We start from the raw sequence: 22,346 nt of genomic DNA on the forward strand, positions 1-22,346 counted from the left end.
GCAAAAGTGTGAAACGGTTTTGCTGGAAATGCTCTCGAGCAGGACGTGAATCTTGTCTGTCTATCTGGCCCTGCCTGCCTGCATTCTGCTTGGCATTTATCTGCTGGTACGCTGCATTTCCATTCTATGGAAAATCATTGCGCCCGAGGTCCGCCACCAGTTTGCGGGCAACGCCCGGCCACACGTCTTTCATTTGCCAAACGCCGGGCGATACGCGATCAGCATCGTGTTTCCGCCGTTTACCATTTTCCCCGGCACGGCCTATTTCTCAACGCAGTTTGCCATCAAGGCGCGCGCGACCGGCGCGCCGATTGCCTATCATTCCACAAGCCGCTTCCTGTTGAGCGTCCGGCGGACGGATATGCGCGGCAATGCTTCCCATGTTTTGGGATATTTCGACTGCATGACAGCCGGGGATTACGAAATCACCTGCCTGACCCCTGAAAAGATCAGGGCGAATTTCCGGCTGGAAATCACGCCCCATGTTTCGGTCCTGAAACTCGCGCCCGTCATCGCGGGGACCATTCTTGCCGCTGGAATGAGCGTGGGCGGGACGATTGTCTTTCTGCTCTGGATGACCGGCAAAATTTGATAATGTCAGGCTGCGTTCTTGATTGCCGCCAGCATCTTTTCCTCACCGGGACGCAAGGTCAGCACCCGCACGCCATTGGCCGTGACGGCGACCGTATGCTCGAACTGCGCTGACAGTTTTCCGTCACGCGTGACTACCGTCCAGCCGTCCTTTTCCTGCTTCACCTTGGCCGTACCCTGATTGAGCATCGGCTCGATGGTGAACACCATGCCTTCGCGCAGGCGAACCCCGGTGCCGGGCTTGCCGAAATGCAGGACCTGCGGTTCTTCGTGCATTTCGCGACCGATGCCATGGCCGCAATATTCCCGCACGATGCTGTAATCATGCCGCTTGGCGTGGCGTTCGATGGCATGGCCGATATCGCCGAGCGTCGCGCCGGGGCGCACGGCGGCAATTCCCTTCCACAGCGCCTCATAGGTCACGCGGACCAGCCGTGAGGCAAAGGGCGCAACTTCTCCGACCATGTAGGTCTTGCTGGAATCGGCGATATAGCCGTCCTTTTCCAGCGTGATGTCGAAGTTGATGATCTCGCCGTTTTGAATGATCTCGTCATTCGACGGCATGCCATGGCAGACGACCTCGTTCTTCGAGCTGTTCAGCACATAAGGATAGTCATATTGCCCCTTACTGGCAGGCCGCGCCTGCAATTCGCGGGTGATGTAGTCCTCGACCAGATCGTTGACCTGCATCGTGGTCATGCCCGCCAGCGGGGTGCGGTCGAGAAGGGCAAAAACTGAGGCGAGCAGCGCGCCGGATGCCGCCATCTTTTCCACTTCGGCCGGCGTCTTGGTCATGACGGCTGCACTGCCAGAACCGACAAAACCGGCAGCTCGACCTGCGCTGCGCGCAACTGCATCTGCACGATCTCGTTGAACGACAGGTCGGGATGGGCCTGCGCCAGCATGCCGATCTTCATCCAGTATTCAGCCTGCGCATTGATCGAACGGCACATGACGTCGCTCGCCTTGCGCAGTTCTTCATGCAGCTCGTCACCGATCTTTACGATACCCATAACAGTGTCCGAAATAAGAGTTTGATATACGAACCATATATAAACCGTATATGCGCATCGATCAAGCTTTCTACTCTTCCTCCTCAGCCAATCAAATCATTTGCATTTAATACGGCACTTTACTATAAGGCACCGTATGGAAATTATCGAGCAAAAGCATCGTGCCCTTCTGGGCGAAATGGAACGCCGGCACAGCCCGTCCACCGACGCGCTGAAAGCCTGTTTTGAAGTCTTGTCGCTTGCTGCGGCCATTGACCGGGATTGCGCCAGCCGGCTGGCGCCGCACAAGCTTTCGGAGGGCAAGTTCGTCCTGCTGTTTCTGCTGCACGATGCGCCCGAGGGCCTCTCGCCGCACGCGCTTTCGGAACGCGCAGGCGTCACGCGCGCCACCATCACCGGCCTGCTGGACGGGCTGGAGCGTGATGGTTTCCTCAAGCGCCACGCGGATAGCGCGGACCGCCGCAAGCTGACTGTCCGGCTGACATCCGAAGGCTCGCTGCTGGCGCAACAGCTTTTCGAACAACATACCGCATGGATTGCAAGCCTGATGAGCGATCTCTCATCAGGCGAACAGCAGCTTCTCAGCACCTTGCTGCGCCGCATCTGGAGCCGCACCGACGCCGGTCGCTCCTTCAAGATCAATGAAACCCTAAGGGATATGACATGACCTATTACCTCGCCGAGCTTTATTCCCCAAAATCGAGCTGGCACGCACTCGATGCTGAAGGCCGGCAGGCCTTCTTCGAGAAAGTCGGCGCGGGCATAGGCGGACTTGCGGCGCTCGGTATCGAGGCTTTGGCGTTGGGGCCTGTCGACGCGACAAAGCCTTTTGCGCCCGGTCAGAATTTCTTCGCTATCTGGCGTTTCCCGGACGAAGCAGCCCTCGACATGCTGATTGCCGGAATCACCGCCACCGGCTGGCATGATTATTTCGACACGATAAATGCGGCTGGCGCTGGCACCGACCTTCCCGGCCATCTGGCGCAACTGGCAGGCGTGCCTTTCCGGGAAGCCGCCTGATACTACAGGTGCATTCTTCGTGATGCCGGGCTGAAACAGCGCTTTGTCTGCGTTCCGGTGCCTACCTTCAAATACGCTCCGCTCCGGTACTCGAAAATCACTCTTTCGCCACGGCCCGACGAATTTGCAACTGTGGCGCCAAGCTGATCGCCCATGCCGATAAATGCTTCCCTCTGAGAGCGACCTTTATGCGTCCAAATGGACGCAGGGCGCTCCAGGGAAGGATTTTTCTTATCCACACATGCTCCTGGCTGATCCCGCCGACTGATTCCGCCGACGGATCCCGCTTGACTCTTGCCTCGCTCGATTCAATACTAGAACAAATAGAGAACAATTTGACAGGAATCGAACGTGAGCGGCATCGACATCGCGGCGTTGCGGCGCATGGTTACGGCCATTGCAGGCAATGATCCGCAAGGCAGTTTTGCCAGCAGGACAGGAAGCGAGGACAGGTGCGGTTTTGCGCGCGCCCGCAGTTTCACGCTTGGCCTTGCCGGGGCAGATGCCGCCTTTCCGCATGGTCTGGCGGGCGATGCGCTGCACGAGGTCTTTGCCGAAAATCCGGGCGCGCATATGGCGGCGACCGGCTTTGCGCTCGCCTTTGCCGCCCGCGCGGCAGAGCACTCCACACAATATCGGCGCCCCATCATCTGGATCGAGGAGGAAAAGGCTGCAAGCGAATATGGCGGGCTTTATCCGCCGGGGCTCCATGCCTTCGGCATCGATCCGTCGCGGCTTCTGATCGTGCGCTGCCCCACGGCGCAGGATGTGCTGAAAGCGGCAAACGATGCGCTGGAAGCGGGCAGCGGCGGCAAGGCCTCGCATCTTGTTTCCGGCGTCGTCGCCTCGGTGACAGGCCAGCCGAAATGTCTCGACCTCACCGCCTCGCGCCGCCTGCTTCTTGCAACAGAAACCGCTCAGCTGCCCGTCATCCTGCTCAGGAGCCACCGGACGGCGGTGCAAAGCGCTGCCGTCAGCCGCTGGCGGGTGGCGCCCGCGCCATCGCGTTCAAGCGGAGCGAGTGCGCCGGGAAAGCCCGCCTTTTCCGCCGTGCTGGAGCGCAACCGCCACGGCACATGCGGACAATGGATCATGGAATGGAACAATGAAACCCTTGAATTTGGTGCACGAGAACGGGACGGCAGAACGCTTGTTTCTCGCCCTGTGGTTTCCGTTTCTGCCGACCGACCGGCTTCGCCGCGCCGTTCCGCATGACGGCAGGGAGCGCCCGCCCCTGGTGGTGACCGAGCGCACGGCCAATGCGCTGCGCCTGACGGCGGTGGATGCGGCGGCGGCAAGGCTCGGTCTTTTCCCCGGCATGGCGCTGACGGATGCCCGCGCCCGCGTGGAAAGGCTGGAAGTGGCGGCCGCAGCACCAGAACAGGATGCGGCATTGCTCAAGCGCCTTGCCCATTGGTGCGAGCGCTACACGCCGCTCGTCGCCTATGATGAGCCGCATGGGCTGATGCTCGACATAACCGGCTGCGCGCATCTGTTCGGCGGGCTCGCCGCCATGCGCGCCGACGCCATCGGCCGCATCGAACGCGCCGGGCTGAAGGTGCAGGCAGCGATTGCCGACAACAGTTTTGCCGCACGGCTTCTGGCACGGGGAACGAAGGGCGGTGTCTTTAGCAAGGCGGAGGCCGACCGGCAGCTTCCCCGCCTGCCGCTTTCCGCGCTGGAACTGACGCAAGCCGCCGAAACCGGACTCAAGCGCGCCGGGCTGAAACGCATCGGCGATGTGATGGGGCTTCCGCGCGCCGCGCTCACCGCCCGCTTCGGCACTGATCTTGCGACTCGGCTCGATCGGCTGGCGCGGCGCGAGCGCCCCCGGCTGTTCGCCCGCATGCGAGGCTTGACCCATGCTGACCCTGCAACGCGGCCGCCACCACGGACTGCTCATCGCACCGCGCTGGCCCTCCACCCGCATCCAGCTGGAAGAAGAGGTACTGCAACGCCTGCTCGACGCGCAGGCATTGCTGCCTGCCGGGCTGCGCCTGCTCGTCACGCGCGGCTTCGAACCCAGCCACAGCCGGCTCGGCAGCTTCCGTCGTGGCGTGCGTTGGCTCGGCATCGCAGTGTTCCGCGCCTGCTATCCGCAGCGCCATGATGAAGTCGATGCCATCTTCGGCGCCAACGGCCACGACATCGATGGCCGTCATATCGATGTCTCAGTGGTACTGCACGGCAAGCGGCTACGGCTGCTGCCACTGGGCGTGTTCACCCCGCCGCGCTGGCAGCATCGTCGCACCGCCCGCCATGCCGAAGCGATCGCCCGGGTGAAGCGCAGCCTCCAGCACTGCGGTTTCGAGCTGCATCGCAACCCCACCGAAGCCCTGCAGATCCACTGCGATTATCGTCCGCGCTGACCTCGCAGTCGGCCATGCATGCCGCGCCTTGCGCTCATGGATGCAAATGATTCTCTTTTGCTGTAAGGTGCAGCCGCTGCCCTTGCCGCCGCGGGCTGTTTTCCCTTTCCCAGTTGTCGCCCGCCCCGTGTCCACGCCTGTCGAACCGACGGATGTCGCGCAGCTGTGCGCGGCCCACTACCGGCCGCTGCACGCCCATGTCCGCCGTAAACTCCCGCAACGCAGCGACGCCGATGACGTCGTCCAGGAAACCTGGCTGCGCGTCGTCAGAATCGCCGCCAGTGGCCTGCTGAGCAATGGCCGCGCCTACCTGTACCGCGTCGCCCACAACCTGATCGCCGATCATTACCGGCAACGCCAACGCCGGCGCGAAGACGCTCTGGATGACGCGCAGCTGCTCGCCATCGCTGATCCTTCGCCCCTTCCGGAGCAGCGCCTGCTCGATGCCGAACAGCTGCGCCACCTCGACGCGGTCATTGCCGCCTTGCCGCCCCGGTCGCGCCAGGTGTTCCTGCTGGCACGGGTGGAGCAGATGGCACTGGTAGAGATCGGCCGACAGCTGGGGATCAGCCGGCAGACCGCGCACGGCCATCTGCTGCGTGCGCTGGTCGCGCTGCAGCAGGTACCCGGCGCATGAGCCAGGAGGCGATCGCGCGCGAGGCCGCACGCTGGTGGCTGGACGGCCGCGACGGCGGCCGTGACGAGCGTGCGTTCAGCCAGTGGTACCACGCCGATGCGCGCCACGCCGCGCAGTACCAGCACCTGCAGGCGCTCTGGCTGGCCGGTGATGCAACACCCAGCCTGCAGCGGCACCAGCTCCGGCGGCAGCGCCGGCGCCTGCGCGACGCCGGTACGGCCGTGCTGCTGCTCTGTGCGTTCGGCCTGTATACCCACCAAGCCGCGCCACCGGCCGCGCAGACGATGCGGACGGCGGCAGGCGAGATCCGCGAAGAAGTACTGCCGGATGGCTCGCGCGTACTGCTCTCGCCCGGCAGCGAAGTCCATGTCCGCATCGATGCACAGCGCCGACAGCTGCAGCTGGAGCGCGGCCAGGCCTGGTTCCAGGTCAGCGCCGACGCTGCGCGACCGTTCCAGGTGCATACCCCGCACGGTACCGTCACCGCGTTGGGCACCGCGTTCGATCTGGCGGTACTGCGCGGCGACAGCGTGGTCACGGTCACCGAGCACCGCGTCAACGTGGTGTCCGGCAGCAGCACCCGCCAAGCATCCGAAGGGCAGCAGATGCGATTCGACGCGAAGGCATCCGCCACGCTGCTTCCAGCGGAGGGGGCTGCCCTGGCCTGGCGCGAGCGGCGCCTGCACTGGGTCTCCGCACCCTTGACCGAGGTCACCCAGGGCCTGGATCGCTGGCATGGCGGCCACACCTGGATCATCGGCGCACAGCTGCGCCAGCAGCCGGTCACCCTGCTCGGCAGCGCCGACGGCGCGGCGCGCAGCCGCGACCAGCTGGCCACACAGCTGCGTGTGCGCGTGCTCCGCCTGGGCGCGGGCGTGCAGGTGTGGCTGCCGCCACGCAGGGGACATCGCGATGCACCCTGACATCGGCCCTGCCGCTGCGTCTACCCAGGATGACGACGCGCTGCGTCAGCCCCTGGAGCTCCCGATGCCGTTTCACCGCCCCCTTGTCCTCGCCCTGTCACTGGCCTGCGCCATTCCGCTTCCACTGTTGTCGGCCAGCGCGCACGCGCAGACCGTCACGCGCCACTTCGATCTTCCTGCACAACCGCTGGCCAGCGCGCTGGATGCGTACAGCCGGCTGACCGGTGTCGATCTGGTGATCGGGGCGGCATTGCCGAGTGGCCAGACGGCACCGGCGCTGCGCGGACAGTTCGATGATGCGCAGGCGCTGTCGCGCCTGCTGGTCGGCAGCGGCCTGCGCCCCCGCTTCATCGACACACGCCGTGCAACGCTGGAACCGGCGCCGGCCGAACCCACCGACGGCAGCCGTCGAACCGGCCCGCTGCGCGTACAGGGCGATACCGCGCGCCGCCACGCCCCCAGCGCCGGTGCCAGCCAGTACGTGCCGGCCATCCGAGATGGCTTCGCGCCCTCCGTCGGCAGCGAACGCGTAGCCATGGCCGAGCGCCAGGACGGCAACAGCCTGCTGCGCTCGATGCCCGGCACCCACAGCTTCCATTCGCGCAGCCAGCCCGGCCTGCAGGTCAACATCCGCGGCATGACTGGCGCCGGGCGGGTCAACACCATGATCGATGGTGTCACCCAGACCTTCCGCAACAACGCGGGCCATGGCTCCGGTGGTCCGTTCGCCTACGTCGACCCGTTCCTGCTGGCCGGCGTGGACGTGCAACGCGGTGCGGTCGCCGGTGGTGATGGCGCAGGCACGCTGGCCGGCAGTGCCAATTTCCGCACACTGGATATCGATGACCTGCTCGGTGAAGACCGTGACTGGGGCCTGCGTGCAGGCTACCGCCACGGCAACAACGGCTACGGCAATGGACGCACCTTCGCCGGCGCCTGGCGCCACAGCGAGGACGGCGGTGATCGCCAGTTCGGCCTGCTGGCCGCTGCCAGCAGCAGCCGCAGCAGCGAATACGCCACCGCGCGGGGGCAGAAGAACGACGCCGACCCGGGCAGCCAGCAGCCCAGCAGCTGGCTGCTGAAAGCACGCCTGCAGCCGAGCGACCAGCATCGGCTGGACCTGAGCCACATGCATTACGAAAACGACTTCTACCACAACTACCCGTGGCAGATTTCCGCACGCAACCAGCGCGCCAGCTACCACTACACGCCCTATTCGCCGTGGATCGACCTGCGCGCGACCTTTGCCAGCAACAAGACCCGGCTGTTCTATCCGCCCGTGGAGGATTCCAGCTACATCGGTCGCCGCACCCACAGCAGCCTGAGCAGCTGGACCCTCGACAACACCAGCCGCTTCGATATCGGCGCGCTGCAGGCCCGCTGGAACACCGGCATCAAGCACCAGTCGGATATCCATGTGGCCGACACCCCCACCCTGCGCGGCGCCAACCCGCAGGGCCGCAGCCAGCTGGACAGCGTGTTCAGCACGCTGGAACTGCAGTACGACGTCTACGCGCTGACCGCAGGCCTGCGCCAGGACCGCTTCGGCATCCGTGGCCACATCCCGGTGTGCTCGGATGTCCCCGGCCAGTGCGCGGAGATCAATGGCGGCGGCATCGACGTGCGCCGCACCCAGCACGCGCTCAGCCCCAGCCTGGCGGATTCATGGCAGGCCACCGACTGGCTGCAACTGTTCGCTGAAGTCTCGCGCACCTCGCGGCCGCCACGCGTCCAGGAGATGTTCTTCGAGAAGATCCCACTGGAAGGCATCAGCGATGCCGATGGCGTCGGCGCCAACCCATTCCTGCGCCGCGAGCGCTCGCGCAACCTGCAGTTCGGCGCCAACCTCAGCACCGACTCGCTGCTGGTCGACGGTGACCTGGCCCAGCTGCGGGTCACCCGCTTCGACAACCGCATCCGCGACTACATCAAGCCGCAATACCTGCTGATCGTGCATCCACCGGAAGTGGAGCCAGTCGTGGTACCGATCGACAGCGATCCGCAGCTCACTGCCTGGACCGACGCACTGGACGTGGACGACTTCAGCACCACCACGCGCTGGATGAACCACCCGGGCGTGGTGCGCATGCGCGGTATCGAGCTGGAAGCGCACTACGCCAGCGCGCACTACCACGCGACGCTGAGCTGGACCCGCTCGCACACCAGCGCGCCCGCCATCGAATTCGTCAACCTGGAAGACATCACCGCCCTGCCCGACCGCTACTGGACGCTGGACGTGGGCGGCCGCTGGTGGCAGCAGCGCGTGCAGGCCGGACTGCGTGCCGAGTACTCCGGGCCCACCGAGGAAGGCTACGACTTCTTCCAGACCCGCAAGACCGGTGGCACCGGTGTACTCCTCGACTTCTACGCCAGCTTCAAGCCCCAGCCCAACACCACCCTGTGGCTGAACATCGAAAACCTGCAGAACAAAGCCTATGACAACAATGCCTCGATCGACAGCATCTTCAGCCCGATCCTGGACCGCGGCAACGGCCGTGGCCGCACCGTCTCGATGGGCGTCAATGTGGCGTTCTAGCCGTCGCTGGCTGCCGCTCTGCCTGCTTGCGCTGGCCGCAATGGTCAGCGCGCAGCCGATGCCCGGCACGGTGATCGACCTGGCCAGTGGCCAGCCCCTGGACGAAGCCGCATTCGTGAAGCGCGCAGCGAATGCCCCGCGAGTGCTGCTGGGCGAACGCCACGATCTGGCCGGTGACCACACCGCCCAGCGCTGGCTGCTGCACGCGCTGCAGCAGCAGCGTCCACAAGGCGCGCTGGTACTGGAGATGATTGCCAGCGAACGCCAGCCGCGCCTGCAGCGGGTGCAGCGCTGGCTGGCCAACGGCAACCATGCCGACGGTGCGCGCCTGCAGGAGCTGCTGGGCTGGGATACACGCTGGCCGTGGGTGGCCTATGGCGGGCTGGTACAGGACGCCACCGCTACCGGCATTCCCCTGCTCGGCGGCAACCTGGCGCGTGCCGAGGTCAATGCGTTGCTCGCTTCCGACAGGTCGGTACGGTTCCCGATGCCCACCGCACGGCACCGCCTGTCGGCCGTGGTGCTGGCCCAGCATGCGGACGCAGCACCGATGCTGGAAGGGATGCTGGCCGTGCAACAGGCCCGCGACACGCGCATGGCACAGGTAATGACCGAGGCACCGGCACCCACGCTGCTGTTGGCCGGTCGCTGGCATGTACTGCGCGGTACCGGCGTGCCGGGCTACCTGCCAGCGGACACACCGGCGCTGGTGATCGCACTGGCCTCGCCCGGTGAATCCGTCGAGGCGGCCGACGCCGACCTGCTATGGGTGCTGGACGATGAGTGAGCGCGGCCAACACTGGCAGGCGATCGCCATCAGCATCGGGCTTCACCTGTTGCCCCTGCTGCTGTTGGTGCACTGGGTGGCCGCGCCGCCATTGCCGCCGCCGCCGGAGAAGGACGTGCGTATCAGCCTGCGCCTGCTGGCACCGGCAACGCCGCCGCAGCCACTGGAAGAACGCCAGGCCGACACCCCCAGCCAGGCGCAGCAGGCCCGCGCATCCCAACCCACGAAGTCGCCCCCTCCACCGAAACCCACCGCCGCACGCGAGGGCGAGGTAGCCGCCAGCGAACGCGGTGGCGCTGGCCGGCAAGCCCTGCCGGTCGCCCCGCCTGCGGCCGCGACCGATGCAAGTCCCGCACCGGCATCGGTCACGGCCGCGCCGCCCGCTCCCGACGCCCCACCGGCGGACTTCCAGGCCGGCGCCGCCAGCGACCAGTGGGAAGCCCGCCTGATGGCGCGGCTGGAGCGCTATCGCTACTACCCTGCTGCGGCCCGCGCACGGCGCCAGCAGGGCACTGCCTGGGTCAGGGCCAGCATCAATCGCGAGGGACGCCTGCTGGCCCTGCGGTTGGAGCAGTCCAGCGGCCAACCGATGCTTGACGGCGCCGCACTGCAGACCTTCCGCCGCGCGCAGCCACTACCGCCCATTCCCGATGAACTGAAGGCACCACAGGAACTGGTGGTGCCGGTGGAGTACTACCTGCGCTAGGCGTTGTGGAACTGTGCTGCAGTCTGCAACCTCAACCCAGGTTCAGGTCAAACACATCCGGCGCAACAGAGCAGTCCGCCGTGTGCAACGATCGCGGCGTGCTGTATCGCCGGGCCCATGCCCGGCTGCTCCATGCGAACGGCAGCCGAGCATGGGCTCGGCCCTACAGGGGAACAGAACCTGGCCGGGCGAGGCCCCGGCGCGAAGGAGGCAGGGCTACGTCCACGCCGGATCCGCAGTGAAATCGATGGTCAACCAGAACGTGCTGCCCCGCGCATCCAGCCGCACGGCGATCTCATCGCGCATCGCATCGACCTCGCCCACCGAGCCCAATGGCGTACCGGGGTCTGCCAGCACATGGATCTCGATGAAGCGCATCCGCCCCATCTTCGCCACGTGGCTGGTGAAACCGGCATAGCCACGCTCGGACACGAACGCCTGCATCACCTGCTGCACGCGCCGGTCCAGGTCATCCGGCGCCACCTGCAGCACTTCGCGCATGGCCTTCCATGCACTGCGCGCCGGCACTGGCAGTACCGCCAGGCTGATCAACGCCAGCACGATCGAATCCAGGTACGGGACCCAGTGGTGCCACTTGCCGCCATGCAGGACCAGGGCCAGCACGAAGGCCAGCACCACCGCCAGGCTCATCAACCCACCCAGCAACCAGCCTCTTACATCCAGCCACAACAGCGCCGAGCGCAGGCGCCGCGCACGCTGCGCGACGAACGTCGCCATTGCCAGGTTGCTGGCACTCAGCAGCGCCGCCCACCACAGCGCGGGCCCGAATTTCACCTCGTGCCCGCCCGTGGTCAAGCCAATGACCGCGTTGGCCAGCGCATACACGCAGGCCAGCGACAGGATCACGCCGCCGAGTGCCTCGACCATCGGCTCCAGGTGCCAATAGCCGTACTGGAAGCGCGGGCTCTGCTCCCGCGCCACCAGCCGCAGTACCGACAACGACACCAGGGTCAAGGCAACGTCGACCAGGCTGTACACGCCGTCGAACAGGATCGCCTGCGATCCCACCAGCAGGCCACCGATGAAGCCGACCGCGCTCACCGCGATGGTCACCCCGATGGAGAACTTCAGGATGCGTTGCTCGCGCGCGGTATCCATCGCTCGCCGAAGGGCCGACCGTCGCCGGTCAGGCCTTCAGCACCTCCACCTTGTACGAGGTCGCATCGCCATCGTGCTCGATGATGAGCCCGTGCACATCCGACTCGAAGCCCGGGAAGCGCGCATTCTGTTCACGGGCAATACGCAGAGACTGGATGATCGGTTCGTCGCTGTCGCCGAATCGCTCGCCCGGCATGATGGTCGGAATGCCCGGCGGATACGGCACCAGCATGGTCGCCGCGACGCGACCACTGAGCTGCTCGATGTCGACCCGCTCGATCTCGCCCTTCACCAGGTGGTTGTAGGCATCGGCCGGGGTCATCACCGGCGTCGGCAGATCCACGTACATCTCGCGCATCACCTTGGCGACCTCGAATTCCTGGTTGAACGCGTGCAATGCATCGCACAGGTCACGCAGTCCCCAGCCGGCGTAGGCAATCGGATAGTCCGCCGCCAGCGTCGGCAATGCCTGGCTCAGCGGCGCGTTGCAGTCGTACAGCTCCTTGAAGGCCATCAGCTCGGTGACCAGCGTGCTCCACTTGCCCTTGGTAATGCCCATCGAGAACAGGAACAGTACCGAATACAGGTTGGTCTTCTCCACAGTGATGCCGCGGCCCCACAGGAACTTGCTCAGCACCGCCGCCGGAATGCCCAGCGTGCCCATGCTGCCGTCCATCGCCAGGCCCGGGGTCAGCAGGGTCACTTTGATCGGGTCGATCAGCACGTAGTCATCGACCAGATTCTCGAAGCCGTGCCAGTGCGCGTCCGGCTGCAGGTACCACTCCTCGCGCTTGGCCACCAGCGGCGCCGGCGTATCGCCCTTGTCCAGGCTGCGCTCGACCTTGGTCGGCTGCCACACACTGAACCACCAGTCGTCGCGCCCGAGGTCGTCACGCACGTGCAGCATCGCGCGGCGGAAGGCGATCGCCTCGTCATGCATTTCCTGCACCAGCGAACGGCCGGCCTCGCCCTCCATCATCTTCGAGGCCACGTCACAGGCCGCGATCACCCCATAATGCGGGCTGGTCGAGGTGTGCATCATGAACGACTCGTTGAAGCGCTCGGCATCCAGGTCGCGCTGCGCCGAGTTGCGTACGTGGATCATCGACGCCTGCGAGAACGCGGCCAGCAGCTTGTGGGTGGAATGCGTGGTGAAGATGATCGCATCCTGCTCGCGCGGCTTGCCCTTGGCCATGCCGTAGTGGTTCTCATAGAACGGATGGAACGCGGCGTAGGCGTACCAGGCTTCGTCGAAGTGCAGGAAGTCGACCGCGCTGCCGATTTCGTCGGCGATCTTCTCGGCGTTGTAGCACAGGCCGTCGTAGGTCGAGTTGGTGACCACCGCAATGCGCGGCTTGGAACCGGCCTTGTAGGCCTGGCTGGCCAGCGGGTTGGCGGCGATGCGCTGCTGCAGCGACTCCGGCGTGAACTGATCCAGGCTGATCGGGCCGATGATGCCGTGTGCGTTGCGGCTTGGGGTGAAGTACACCGGCACCGCGCCGGTCATGATCAGCGCGTGCAGCAGCGACTTGTGGCAGTTGCGGTCGACGAACACCACGTCGCCGCGGGCCACCGTGCCATGCCAGACGATCTTGTTGGCGGTGGAGGTGCCGTTGGTGACGAAGAAGGTATGGTCGGCACCGAAGTTGCGCGCCGCCTCCTCCTCGGCATCCTTGATCGGGCCGGTGTGATCCAGCAGTGAGCCCAGTTCCGGCACCGAGATCGACAGATCGCTGCGCAGGGTGTTCTCACCGTAGAACTGGTGGAACGCACGGCCGACCGGCGACTTGGTGAATGCCACGCCGCCTGCATGGCCCGGCGTATGCCAGGAGTAGTTCGACTCTGCCGCATGATGGATCAGCGCCTTGAAGAACGGCGGCAAGAGATTCTTCATGTAGTCTTCGGCCGCGCGCATCACCTGCCGCGAGATGAAGCTCTTGGTGTCTTCAAACAGGAAGATGAAGCCGTGGATGTACTTGAGCAGCTTGCTCGGCACCTTTTCGATGGTGCGGCGCTCGCCGTACAGGAACACCGGCAGGTTGGCGCGGCGCGCACTCTGCTCGCGCAGGAAGGCGGTGAGGCGCTGGAACTCGCCATCCACCTCTTCGCTGCCATCGATCGAGATCAGCACCGCCGAGGCCGCCACGTAGGTACGGGCGCCGGCGCGCGCATCATCCAGGTTGAGCCCGCACAGCACCCGCTGGTCGTTGCTGCGCAGCTCTTCCACCAGGGCGCGGATCAGGATGCCGCCGATGCGCGGCGACTCGTAGTCGTTGTCGATGACAATGACCGGGTAGTCCAGGGACTTGAAGTACACGTTGATTCTCCTTGTCGAACTCAGGAACGCTGGGCGCGGGCGCTGATGGCCGATGCCTCGCGGGCGCGCTGCCGCTGCTGGCGGCGCTCCTCGCTGAAGAAGGGATAGAACACGGTGATGAACAGCACGAACAGGAAGGCGTACTGCACGATGGTTCCCGACGAGCCGTAGATTGCCCACAGGCAGTACACGACGGTCAGGCTGGTGAGGGTCCAGAACGCACCGGTATGGACCAGGGTGTGCGAACGCTCGACCACGAAGTAGCAGGCCACGCACGAGTAGATGTAGGGCAGCAGGGTCAGCACCACGGCCGCCGACGTGATCACGTCGAACTGGGCCGACGCGGTTTCCGAGGTAGAGGTCACCAGCACTGCCAGGGTCATCAGCACCGCCACGATCAGCACGCCCTTGACCGGCACGTCGTCCTTGTTGGTCTTGCTGAAGATGCTTGGGAACAGGCCATCATCCGAGGCCGCCTTGGCACTCTGCGCGGTCAGCAGGATCCAGCCACCCAGCGAGCCGGCGGCGCCGATGAAGGCGCACAGGCTGACCAGCGCGCCGCCCCAGCCGCCGACCGCCTTGGCCGCCGCCAGCGCGAACGGTGCGTCGGACACCTGTAGTTCCGAGTTCGGCACCATGCCCATGATCACAGAGGAGCTGGCGATGTAGGCGATGGCCGCCAGGAACACGCCGGCCAGGGTGGCGCGGGCCACGTTCTTCTCCGGGTTCTCGACCACGCCAGCCGTGACCGAAGCCGATTCGACACCGATGAAGGCCCACAGGGTCAGTGCCGCGGCACTGGAGATCGCGCCGAAGTTGGACTCACCGGACACGTTGTAGGCGCCCTTGAAGATATCGGCATCGAAGAAGAACCAGCCGAAGATGGCGATGCCCAGGATCGGCACCAGCGCGAAACTGGTGGTGACCGTCTGCACACGGCTGACGAAGGCCGGGCCGATCACGTTGGCAAAGCTCAGCGCCCACACCAGGATCAGCACCGCGATGCAGCGCACCAGCGGCTCGGACAGGATCGGGAAGAAGTAGCTGAAATAGCCCACCGCGGCGATCGGGATGGCAACGTTGCCGATCCAGTTGGCGAACCAGTAGATTGTATTGGTCTGGAAGCCCATGTAGGGCCCGAACCAGTCACGCGCATAGGCATACGGACCGCCCGCCTTCGGCGCCAGCTTGCCCAGCTTGGCGAATACGAAGGCCAGCAACAGCGCACCGGCCGTGGTGATCAGCCAGCCCCAGATCGATGCGGTACCGATCTTGGCCAGGCTGGACGGCAACAGGAACACGCCTGAGCCCATCATGTTGCCGGCGACGAGGAAGGTGGCTCCGACCACCCCGATTTTCTTTGCTTCTGCCATGACAATCTCCTGTACTGGCATGAGCCCGGTGCGGCCGGGCGTGGGGACGGTTGCGCTGGCGTAACGCCGCTGGCGCTTACTTGATGAAGTTGTATTGCAGGCTGCCCTGCACCCGGACGGTGTCGCCGCGCGCGCCGCCCTGCTGTTCCAGGCGGCCGTACAGCAGCTCCATGCCCATCGTCCACGACGGCGCCGGGCTCCAGATCAGGTTGAACACGCCGTATCGGCTCTGCCGGAAGGCATCGGCGGCGAGTGCGGCATTCCGCTCCAGGGTCAACTGGCCGAAGATCAGGTTCGAACGCCAAAACCCGGACCAGTAATGGGTGTAGCCGACGAAGCCGCCGTGCAGGTCCAGCGCGTCGAGACGGCCATCGGCACCGACCACCGCGTCCAGCCCGGAGCCGGTCAGGTCCGCGGTGTAGCGGCTGAGGCCGCGCCCGCCGAGCGCGCCGAACAGCAACAGATCGCGCTCGCCTACCGATGCCGAGCCACTGAATTGCAGGCCGCCGGCCATGCGCCGGTCACGCTCGCCGTCACCGTCATAGGCCAGGCTGCGCGCCACCGCGCCCAGCTGGAGATGGCCCCAGTCGCGCTCCATGCGTGCGGTCACGGTCACATCCGGCAGCCGGTTCACTGCGGCCCGTTCATCACTGGCACCGGCCAGTTCGGTCCTGGGGTCTTCGGCGGCCAGCGTCAGGGTGTTGCCCTTGCCCATCGCGAAGCTGTGGTGGATGCCGGCCACCAGCAGATAGCCGGCGCCGCCGGGACCGGCGAAGTCGAGCGTGTCGGGCAGGCTGTCCGGGTCCATGAAACTGGAGTAACCGTAGCCGGCATAGGTATTGCCAAGCTGGCCATACGCGTGGCGCAGACGGAACGCGTAGCCTTCACTGCTGCCGAAGAAATCATTCTCCAGGTAGAAGCGCAGGTTGCCGTGCGTGGTCGGGCGCCGTGCCTCGAAGCTGAAGCGGGTCTGCTTGGCGTGGATGTTGAAATTGGAAACATCGCGATGGCTGCCGCCCACCGGCATCGATGAGGGGATGAACTGATCCTCGTCACCGGCCGCACGCGAATCGGCAATCGCATCGAGCTTGGCATAGCCGCCAATGCGGATCACCGTGTCAGTACCTGGAATGGCAAAGAAGCCCTTCAGATCCGGGTCGGTCGGCCCAGCAGCGCTGTCGGGACGCGAGGCCGCTGTTGAGGGATCGGCCACCGATTCGCGCTGCGGCAGCACCGGTTGCGCCACACCCGGCACCTGCGTGGGATGCAGCAGGTTGGCACTGCTGCCAGGTGGTGTCACCGGCGCCGTTACCTGCGCAGCGGCCACGACAGCGCCCTCGCGTTGTTCGAGCCGATCCAGGCGCTTCTGCATGCCCTCCAGTGCCTGTCGCATGGCAGCGATTTCCTGGCGCAATGCGTGCGCATCCTCCTGGCCATTCTGCTGCGCATAGGCTGGCGTGACCGCCAGCGCGGTCAGGCAGGCCAGACTCAGTACCGCAAAGCGCATTGCATCCTCCCTGGACGAACATTCGCAGCGCACTGACGGCGCGCGCGCAGGCGCAGCTCCGACATTGCGTTGCCGTTGCTGGAAATGCGGGTACTGCGTCGACGACACCGGCCAGCCTGCGCATGGCAGGCAACAGGACGATGACACTGCCCCGCCCGTACCGATATCGACGCCATCAGGGCCGCACTGCCGGAGAGGTGGCGACCGCAGCGGTCTGGGTAACAACCAGGGAGTGAGAACGTCGTGAATGGCTGTGCCGACTGCCCCGGTTCAGGGCGTGTCAGGCGCGGCATCCCTGGCGCGTTGACGCTGTATTCCATGCGTCACAGGCTAATCCGCATGTCGTTTTTGGCCTTGATTGGAATCAAGGCGCGATGCTTGATGTCAGTCACGATTCAGACGTGACGACGAACAGGAGGTGCGCAGCCTGCATCACCCGCACAGGTGACGAAAAGCAACAGGCCCGCATGCTGCCATGCGGGCCTGTGGTGTCGCATCACGGCGTGGGTGCCGGTCAGCGCGGGCCCAGCACCGTCTGCAGGTCAGCGCCCTGTGGCAGGCCGGCGCGACGCTGCACCTGGCCCTGTGCATCCTGGAACAGGATGCCCGGCGTGCCCTGGAAGCCCATTTCAATCATCAGCACCTGGTTGGCGTCGAGCTTGCCGGCGATCTCGCGGCTGATGCTCGGCAGGGCCTTGATGCCACCACGGTCGAACTGGTGTTCGTTTTCCAGCAAGGCCGCACTCGGGTCACGCGCAGACAGGATGGCCGCAGCCTTGGCCGGGCTGTCCTCGCGAATCACGCCGACCATGATGTGGCGCAACTGCACCTTGCCGGCGTCGACCCACGGACGCGCTGCTTCCCAGAACTTGTGGCAGTACGGGCAGTTGGCATCACTGAAGGTATAGACCACGCGCGGCGCATCGGCCTTGCCGTCACGCACCCAGGCACTGGCCTCCAGCTTGGTCCACATCCTGGCCGACATCGGTGCTGAAACCAGCTTCTCCACCGCCTCGGCGGCCACGTCGTTGCCCTCGGCATCGAACAGGCTGCCTACCAGCACATGCTTGCCGTCGGCGGTGACATAGGCTGCGGCCGGTTGCTGCCCACCCACCACGCCAGCGAATCCACGCAGGCCACCCGGTGCATCGAACTCGGCAACGACTTCAAAACCGTGCTTCTCGATGCCTTTCAGCACTGCGGGGCGCTCGCCCTTTGCCGCTGGGGCCTGAGCGCTCGCTGCCGGCGCTGCCGTTGCCTTGCCTGGCGGGGTCTGGGCCTGGCTGCAGGCGGCCAATGCCAGCATGACCGGCAGCAACAGCACCGCCGGAGCGATGCGCAGGGAAGTCGACAACATGGGAACTCCGTAGTGAGATGCCCGCGCAGGCTACCGCAGCCGGCGCAGTTTGTGTTCAAGACCCGCCGCCGTCAGTTCGCCAAGGTGCAGTTCACGCAGGCGGCCTTCGGCGTCGAAGAACAGCGTCGACGGATAGGCCTGTACACCCAGCACGGTTGACGCCGAGGCGGTATCGTCCAGCAATACATTGCCCAGCCGGAGCTGTTCGGATGCGATGAAACCCTTCACTTCGTCCAGGGTTTCTCCCTGGTTGAGGAACACGAACTGCACGTCAGTGTGAATCTGCTGTGCGGATGCCAGTACCGGCATCTCGCGACGGCAGGGACCACACCAGCTGGCCCAGAGATTCAGCACCACCGGTTTGCCACGGAACTGCTGCAGGTCGATCCTGCGCCCCTGCAGATCGGCCACCTGGACCGCCGGCAGCGGCATCCGCCGCTCCTGCCATGCTGCGAGCAGGTGGCTGCCCGCCGCCCACAGCACCACACCCACCAGCGCCCCCGCCAGCACCGGCGCACGCAACGCGCGCCACAGCCGCAGCCGCCAGGTGCCCCACGCCAGGCCCGCAACCAGCACGACGGCAAGGTGATACCCACCGTCGGCGATCTGCAGGATGCTGCAGGGGGCCTCACGGTAGAGCGCGAAGTTCAAGGCCGCGAAGCTGATGCGTCCACACAGCAGGCCGATCAGCAACATGTCCAGGACCAGGCTGGCCGCGGAAGGCACTGCCATCCCGTCCTTCGACCGCGGCCACAGGTGGGCCACCGCCATGGCCATAAGCACGCACATCAGGATCAGCACCACCGGCATCGGCACCGGTCCAACACTCGACATCAACCCACCTGTCACATCATCTCGTTGCCTGCATGGTCAAAGCGTCGCGCCCAGGTTGCAAGTGCGACGCCCACCGCAGGCTTAGGCCGCGCTGCGCGGCATCTGCATGCCAGGCGCCGGTTGCAGCCCGCGCAGGCTGCCCGCCACCGACGACAACAGCGGTCGTTCGCGCCGATTGTTGTTGACCTGCCGGCGATAGTTGGCCGGCGTCATTCCGACAATGCGCAGGAACAGGCGGCGGAATGCGCTCTGGTCTGCATAGCCCACGCCCCAGGCCACTTCATCGATACCCGCCCCCTGCTGCAGCAATGTCTGCGCCTTGGCGATACGCAACCGCTGGCAATACTCGATCGGACGCAGGCCGGTGGCCTTCAGGAAGCGCCGCTGCAGAGTCCGCGGTTCCAGTCCGGAAACCTCGCAGATCGCTCCGAGCGTGGCCCCACGCGCAGCGGTGGTATGCAGCCAACGTTGCGCCTTCAGTACGTCGCGATCGCCGTGGGCGAAGTTGGCACTGAAACGCTCCAGATCCTGCTGGATCGCCGCTGGCACCGTGATCCCCAGCTGCTGCGCCACGGAGCTCGCCACGCCCTGACCGTGCAGCCGGTACAGCAGGCGCAGGGCGAGGAAGCGCCAGGCCTGGGAACCGGCCACCGTCAGCAGGTCACCGTCGTCGACCAGCGCACGCTCACTGGGCACCCAGCTGGCCGACGGTCCCTGCAGGCCCGGATGACGCCCGAGGTCCGGCCCACTGACGGTGCGGCCGGCAAGCAGACCCGCGCGTGCCAGCATGCTGACACCATCGCTGGCAGCTGCCAGCAGACTGCCGCCATCGTAATGCGCGCGCAGCCAATCCAGCAGAACCTCATCGGCGCGCAGGCAGACGCCTTGACTGATCTGGCCAGGCACGGCGATCACGGCGGGAATGTCCGCCTCGAGCATCTCCGCGCCGGCAATGCGATGCACGCCGGTCTGGCTGGCTGGCACGACCCAGCGGGTCACCAGGACACGCTTGAACGGGCGACGCTGCTGCTGGGCAAGCCGGTTGGCGACGTGTGCCATTTCGGTCAGCACCGAGGCCGCCGACGGGTCCCCTCCGGGGTACTCGACCACCGCGACCTCTACGAATCCCTCGTTCCTGAATCCTTCCACAGAGCATCTCCTCGGTTCGTTGCAGGCCATCCAGCGGCCGGTTCAGGCGCAGGGTAGGAACTGCCACGACGGCGGGGCTATGAAGAAAGTTGCAAAGTGCGCTGAATGCGCCGTCCGCGACCGGAGCTTGACCCTGGACCTGACTCCAGGCTTCAGAATGACCGGCAGCATCCGCAGGAATCCGCCATGAACATTGGTCAACTGGCGCGCCAGGCCGGCGTACCGATCGATACCGTGCGCTACTACGAGCGCCAGCAGTTGCTGCCCACCGCGGCACGCTCGGCCGGGGGCTATCGCATCTTCGGTGAGCAGGACCTGCGCCGGCTGCGCTTCATCCGCCGCGCCAAGACGCTGGGCTTCAGCCTGGAACAAATCGCCGAACTGCTGGCACTCAGTGATCGCCATCCGCAGGACATGGGCAGCGTGCGCGACGCGGCGCAAGCCCGACTGCAGGACATCGCGCAGCGCATGGCTGAACTGCAACGCATGCACAGCGCGCTCTCGCAGCTGGTCGACGCCTGCCCCGGCCACGGCACCCTGGATCAGTGCCCAATCCTGGCGGCGCTGACCGACGGCGCCGACTGAGTACGTGCGATCGTCGTTCCCTTCGCAACGCGCGTGAAGAAAAGTGCAACAAATGCTTGCCAACCCTCTGGGGCAAGGCTATTATTTCGCTCCTCAGCGACGTGGGGCCATAGCTCAGCTGGGAGAGCGCCTGCATGGCATGCAGGAGGTCAGCGGTTCGATCCCGCTTGGCTCCACCAATCTTTCGGCATTAGGCCGCCGAAAGGTCGCTAAAGAACATTGATGAGAATTGCGTCCCCATCGTCTAGAGGCCTAGGACATCACCCTTTCACGGTGGCGACCGGGGTTCGAATCCCCGTGGGGACGCCACTCATCACGAACAACGAGGACCCGGCCGATAACCGGGTCTTTTTTGTTCACCGCCTACCGGCATTCAGGTTGTGGCGTTGCGGTTCCCCTGCCCTTGGTGGCAACGGTTGAACCGGGACGAAAAAGTTCAAAAAAAACTTCCACAAACGTGAACACGCAGGTATGATAGGCGGCTCGGTAACACGGGGCCATAGCTCAGCTGGGAGAGCGCCTGCATGGCATGCAGGAGGTCAGCGGTTCGATCCCGCTTGGCTCCACCACTTTCGACATTAGGCCGTCGAAAGTTCTACAACTTGAAGTTTTTCGTGCGTCCCCATCGTCTAGAGGCCTAGGACATCACCCTTTCACGGTGGCGACCGGGGTTCGAATCCCCGTGGGGACGCCAGTTTCAAAACGGACTCTGCTCCCGGCAGATATCCGGAGTTTCATGGGGCCATAGCTCAGCTGGGAGAGCGCCTGCATGGCATGCAGGAGGTCAGCGGTTCGATCCCGCTTGGCTCCACCACTTCGACATTAGGCCGTCGAAGGATCTACAACTTGAAGTTTTCGTGCGTCCCCATCGTCTAGAGGCCTAGGACATCACCCTTTCACGGTGGCGACCGGGGTTCGAATCCCCGTGGGGACGCCAATTCTTGAAAACCCCGGCTTCGGCCGGGGTTTTTCTTTGCCCGCGATCTGCGATCAAACCGCCCTGCCCGTGGAGGGCTTCACCCCGCCCACGGCTCAGAACCGCCGATACATCCCGATCGATGCCGGTGCAGTCGGTGCGAAACCAAACTGTGCATACAACCGATGCGCCTCGCCATCGGCCAGCAGGCTGACGTACGCCGACGGCGGCAGGTTGGCCTGCATCCAGCCGTCCAGCCGCCGCATCACCTCCTTGCCCAGGCCCTGCCCCTGCAATCGCGGCAGCACCGCGATATCACAGACCTGCAGGTGGCAGCCGCCATCGCCGACGATACGGCCCATCGCCACCAGCTCAGCGCCCTGGTAGGCACATACGCCGAACAGCGTATTGGGCAGCGCGCGGGCGGCTGCTTCGCGGGACTTGGCGCTGAGGCCTGCGAGCACGCGCAACTGGCAGTAGTCCTCGACCGTGGGTACGGCTTCGCGGAACTGGCAGGTGATGGGATCATTCATGCGGCATCTCCGGATGGGTCGGGCTATCCTGCCGCATCCACGTCGCAGCCGCTGCGACCCAGGCCCACAGAGTC

The 22,346-nt window shown here is 65.3% G+C and carries 21 protein-coding genes and 6 tRNA genes; 17 read left to right on the forward strand and 10 right to left on the reverse strand.

Annotated elements, in window-relative coordinates:
* The first annotated feature begins 52 nt into the window (after positions 1 to 52).
* Positions 53 to 592: a hypothetical protein gene (locus tag RCF13_RS01545; protein ID WP_021587724.1), complete on the forward strand. Its 540-nt coding sequence runs from the start codon at positions 53 to 55 to the stop codon at positions 590 to 592.
* Between the two features lie 5 nt (positions 593 to 597).
* On the opposite strand, the gene map is transcribed toward RCF13_RS01545, so the two are convergent.
* Both map and RCF13_RS01555 read right to left on the reverse strand, forming a co-directional pair.
* Positions 598 to 1,386 carry a type I methionyl aminopeptidase gene (map, locus tag RCF13_RS01550; RefSeq protein ID WP_021587723.1) on the reverse strand — a complete coding sequence of 263 codons (789 nt, stop codon included), beginning with the start codon at positions 1,384 to 1,386 and terminating at the stop codon, positions 598 to 600.
* On the reverse strand, positions 1,383 to 1,604 hold the full coding sequence (locus RCF13_RS01555) for a ParD-like family protein (RefSeq protein ID WP_021587722.1): 222 nt from the start codon (positions 1,602 to 1,604) through the stop codon (positions 1,383 to 1,385). Before RCF13_RS01555 ends, map begins: the two co-directional genes overlap by 4 nt.
* 142 nt (positions 1,605 to 1,746) lie before the next feature.
* Between RCF13_RS01555 and RCF13_RS01560 the strand changes: the two genes are divergently transcribed.
* From RCF13_RS01560 to RCF13_RS01600, 9 genes are all read left to right on the forward strand, one after another.
* The gene (locus RCF13_RS01560) at positions 1,747 to 2,271 is read left to right on the forward strand and encodes a MarR family transcriptional regulator (protein WP_308140763.1); all 525 of its coding nucleotides are present in this window, start codon (positions 1,747 to 1,749) and stop codon (positions 2,269 to 2,271) included.
* Entirely contained in the window at positions 2,268 to 2,624 is a 357-nt protein-coding gene (locus RCF13_RS01565) for a DUF6616 family protein (protein ID WP_021587720.1), read from the forward strand. The genes RCF13_RS01560 and RCF13_RS01565 overlap by 4 nt, the downstream gene beginning before the upstream one ends.
* Positions 2,625 to 2,975: 351 nt before the next feature.
* Positions 2,976 to 3,839, forward strand: a complete 864-nt coding sequence (locus RCF13_RS01570) for a hypothetical protein (RefSeq protein WP_021587719.1) — start codon at positions 2,976 to 2,978, stop codon at positions 3,837 to 3,839.
* 647 nt (positions 3,840 to 4,486) lie between these two features.
* A complete protein-coding gene (locus tag RCF13_RS01575) occupies positions 4,487 to 4,993 on the forward strand; it encodes a hypothetical protein (RefSeq protein ID WP_061479084.1) in 507 nt (168 codons plus the stop codon).
* Positions 4,994 to 5,120: 127 nt separating this feature from the next.
* The gene (locus tag RCF13_RS01580; protein WP_061479083.1) at positions 5,121 to 5,630 is read left to right on the forward strand and encodes an RNA polymerase sigma factor; all 510 of its coding nucleotides are present in this window, start codon (positions 5,121 to 5,123) and stop codon (positions 5,628 to 5,630) included.
* The gene (locus tag RCF13_RS01585) at positions 5,627 to 6,553 is read left to right on the forward strand and encodes a FecR domain-containing protein (RefSeq protein WP_231352171.1); all 927 of its coding nucleotides are present in this window, start codon (positions 5,627 to 5,629) and stop codon (positions 6,551 to 6,553) included. Before RCF13_RS01580 ends, RCF13_RS01585 begins: the two co-directional genes overlap by 4 nt.
* Before the next feature lie 64 nt (positions 6,554 to 6,617).
* Positions 6,618 to 9,089, forward strand: coding sequence for a TonB-dependent receptor (locus RCF13_RS01590; protein ID WP_231352172.1), 2,472 nt, complete (start codon positions 6,618 to 6,620; stop codon positions 9,087 to 9,089).
* Positions 9,076 to 9,876, forward strand: coding sequence for a ChaN family lipoprotein (locus RCF13_RS01595; protein WP_134969453.1), 801 nt, complete (start codon positions 9,076 to 9,078; stop codon positions 9,874 to 9,876). Before RCF13_RS01590 ends, RCF13_RS01595 begins: the two co-directional genes overlap by 14 nt.
* Positions 9,869 to 10,582, forward strand: a complete 714-nt coding sequence (locus tag RCF13_RS01600) for an energy transducer TonB (RefSeq protein WP_154351022.1) — start codon at positions 9,869 to 9,871, stop codon at positions 10,580 to 10,582. Before RCF13_RS01595 ends, RCF13_RS01600 begins: the two co-directional genes overlap by 8 nt.
* 216 nt (positions 10,583 to 10,798) lie before the next feature.
* Here the strand turns inward: RCF13_RS01600 and RCF13_RS01605 are convergent, their stop codons facing one another.
* From RCF13_RS01605 to RCF13_RS01635, 7 genes are all read right to left on the reverse strand, one after another.
* A complete protein-coding gene (locus RCF13_RS01605) occupies positions 10,799 to 11,701 on the reverse strand; it encodes a cation diffusion facilitator family transporter (RefSeq protein WP_065178510.1) in 903 nt (300 codons plus the stop codon).
* Positions 11,702 to 11,729: 28 nt separating this feature from the next.
* Complete coding sequence (locus tag RCF13_RS01610; protein ID WP_134968442.1) at positions 11,730 to 14,018, reverse strand: Orn/Lys/Arg decarboxylase N-terminal domain-containing protein; 2,289 nt, start codon at positions 14,016 to 14,018, stop codon at positions 11,730 to 11,732.
* Positions 14,019 to 14,038: 20 nt separating this feature from the next.
* Entirely contained in the window at positions 14,039 to 15,391 is a 1,353-nt protein-coding gene (gene adiC, locus RCF13_RS01615; protein ID WP_061479076.1) for an arginine/agmatine antiporter, read from the reverse strand.
* A gap of 76 nt (positions 15,392 to 15,467) precedes the next feature.
* Positions 15,468 to 16,898 carry a DcaP family trimeric outer membrane transporter gene (locus RCF13_RS01620; RefSeq protein ID WP_134968443.1) on the reverse strand — a complete coding sequence of 477 codons (1,431 nt, stop codon included), beginning with the start codon at positions 16,896 to 16,898 and terminating at the stop codon, positions 15,468 to 15,470.
* A gap of 514 nt (positions 16,899 to 17,412) precedes the next feature.
* Positions 17,413 to 18,255: a thiol:disulfide interchange protein DsbG gene (gene dsbG, locus RCF13_RS01625; RefSeq protein ID WP_134968444.1), complete on the reverse strand. Its 843-nt coding sequence runs from the start codon at positions 18,253 to 18,255 to the stop codon at positions 17,413 to 17,415.
* A gap of 30 nt (positions 18,256 to 18,285) precedes the next feature.
* Entirely contained in the window at positions 18,286 to 19,089 is an 804-nt protein-coding gene (locus RCF13_RS01630) for a TlpA disulfide reductase family protein (protein WP_134968445.1), read from the reverse strand.
* 81 nt (positions 19,090 to 19,170) lie between these two features.
* Positions 19,171 to 20,238: a helix-turn-helix domain-containing protein gene (locus tag RCF13_RS01635; protein WP_061479072.1), complete on the reverse strand. Its 1,068-nt coding sequence runs from the start codon at positions 20,236 to 20,238 to the stop codon at positions 19,171 to 19,173.
* A gap of 186 nt (positions 20,239 to 20,424) precedes the next feature.
* Between RCF13_RS01635 and RCF13_RS01640 the strand changes: the two genes are divergently transcribed.
* The 7 genes from RCF13_RS01640 to RCF13_RS01670 all read left to right on the forward strand — a co-directional run bounded on the left by RCF13_RS01640 (position 20,425) and on the right by RCF13_RS01670 (position 21,760).
* Positions 20,425 to 20,823 (forward strand): heavy metal-responsive transcriptional regulator, encoded by a 399-nt coding sequence (locus tag RCF13_RS01640; RefSeq protein WP_049415383.1) that lies wholly within the window; start codon positions 20,425 to 20,427, stop codon positions 20,821 to 20,823.
* A 103-nt stretch (positions 20,824 to 20,926) separates the two neighbouring features.
* Positions 20,927 to 21,002 (forward strand) — tRNA-Ala (locus RCF13_RS01645).
* Positions 21,003 to 21,056: 54 nt separating this feature from the next.
* Positions 21,057 to 21,132: transfer RNA gene (locus RCF13_RS01650), tRNA-Glu, on the forward strand.
* Positions 21,133 to 21,316: 184 nt separating this feature from the next.
* Positions 21,317 to 21,392: transfer RNA gene (locus RCF13_RS01655), tRNA-Ala, on the forward strand.
* Positions 21,393 to 21,441: 49 nt separating this feature from the next.
* Positions 21,442 to 21,517, forward strand: a tRNA-Glu gene (locus tag RCF13_RS01660).
* Positions 21,518 to 21,561: 44 nt separating this feature from the next.
* Positions 21,562 to 21,637, forward strand: a tRNA-Ala gene (locus tag RCF13_RS01665).
* Between the two features lie 47 nt (positions 21,638 to 21,684).
* A tRNA-Glu gene (locus RCF13_RS01670) sits at positions 21,685 to 21,760 on the forward strand.
* Positions 21,761 to 21,855: 95 nt separating this feature from the next.
* Here RCF13_RS01670 and RCF13_RS01675 read toward each other — a convergent pair.
* Positions 21,856 to 22,272: a GNAT family N-acetyltransferase gene (locus tag RCF13_RS01675; RefSeq protein WP_061479071.1), complete on the reverse strand. Its 417-nt coding sequence runs from the start codon at positions 22,270 to 22,272 to the stop codon at positions 21,856 to 21,858.
* Positions 22,273 to 22,346: the final 74 nt, after the last annotated feature.

It is taken from the genome of Stenotrophomonas maltophilia group sp. RNC7 (assembly GCF_030910085.1).
GTDB classification, from domain to species: Bacteria; Pseudomonadota; Gammaproteobacteria; order Xanthomonadales; family Xanthomonadaceae; genus Stenotrophomonas; species Stenotrophomonas sepilia.

What these genes read in the sequence shown, in the direction of transcription:
- RCF13_RS01640 (WP_049415383.1), top strand. Translation starts at nt 20,425, where the DNA reads ATGAACATTGGTCAACTGGCGCGCCAGGCCGGCGTACCGATCGATACC.
- RCF13_RS01595 (WP_134969453.1), top strand. Translation starts at nt 9,076, where the DNA reads ATGTGGCGTTCTAGCCGTCGCTGGCTGCCGCTCTGCCTGCTTGCGCTG.
- map (WP_021587723.1), bottom strand. Translation starts at nt 1,386, where the DNA reads ATGACCAAGACGCCGGCCGAAGTGGAAAAGATGGCGGCATCCGGCGCG.
- RCF13_RS01575 (WP_061479084.1), top strand. Translation starts at nt 4,487, where the DNA reads ATGCTGACCCTGCAACGCGGCCGCCACCACGGACTGCTCATCGCACCG.
- RCF13_RS01590 (WP_231352172.1), top strand. Translation starts at nt 6,618, where the DNA reads ATGCCGTTTCACCGCCCCCTTGTCCTCGCCCTGTCACTGGCCTGCGCC.
- dsbG (WP_134968444.1), bottom strand. Translation starts at nt 18,255, where the DNA reads ATGTTGTCGACTTCCCTGCGCATCGCTCCGGCGGTGCTGTTGCTGCCG.
- RCF13_RS01620 (WP_134968443.1), bottom strand. Translation starts at nt 16,898, where the DNA reads ATGCGCTTTGCGGTACTGAGTCTGGCCTGCCTGACCGCGCTGGCGGTC.
- RCF13_RS01555 (WP_021587722.1), bottom strand. Translation starts at nt 1,604, where the DNA reads ATGGGTATCGTAAAGATCGGTGACGAGCTGCATGAAGAACTGCGCAAG.
- RCF13_RS01675 (WP_061479071.1), bottom strand. Translation starts at nt 22,272, where the DNA reads ATGAATGATCCCATCACCTGCCAGTTCCGCGAAGCCGTACCCACGGTC.
- adiC (WP_061479076.1), bottom strand. Translation starts at nt 15,391, where the DNA reads ATGGCAGAAGCAAAGAAAATCGGGGTGGTCGGAGCCACCTTCCTCGTC.
- RCF13_RS01630 (WP_134968445.1), bottom strand. Translation starts at nt 19,089, where the DNA reads ATGTCGAGTGTTGGACCGGTGCCGATGCCGGTGGTGCTGATCCTGATG.
- RCF13_RS01600 (WP_154351022.1), top strand. Translation starts at nt 9,869, where the DNA reads ATGAGTGAGCGCGGCCAACACTGGCAGGCGATCGCCATCAGCATCGGG.
- RCF13_RS01585 (WP_231352171.1), top strand. Translation starts at nt 5,627, where the DNA reads ATGAGCCAGGAGGCGATCGCGCGCGAGGCCGCACGCTGGTGGCTGGAC.
- RCF13_RS01605 (WP_065178510.1), bottom strand. Translation starts at nt 11,701, where the DNA reads ATGGATACCGCGCGCGAGCAACGCATCCTGAAGTTCTCCATCGGGGTG.
- RCF13_RS01565 (WP_021587720.1), top strand. Translation starts at nt 2,268, where the DNA reads ATGACCTATTACCTCGCCGAGCTTTATTCCCCAAAATCGAGCTGGCAC.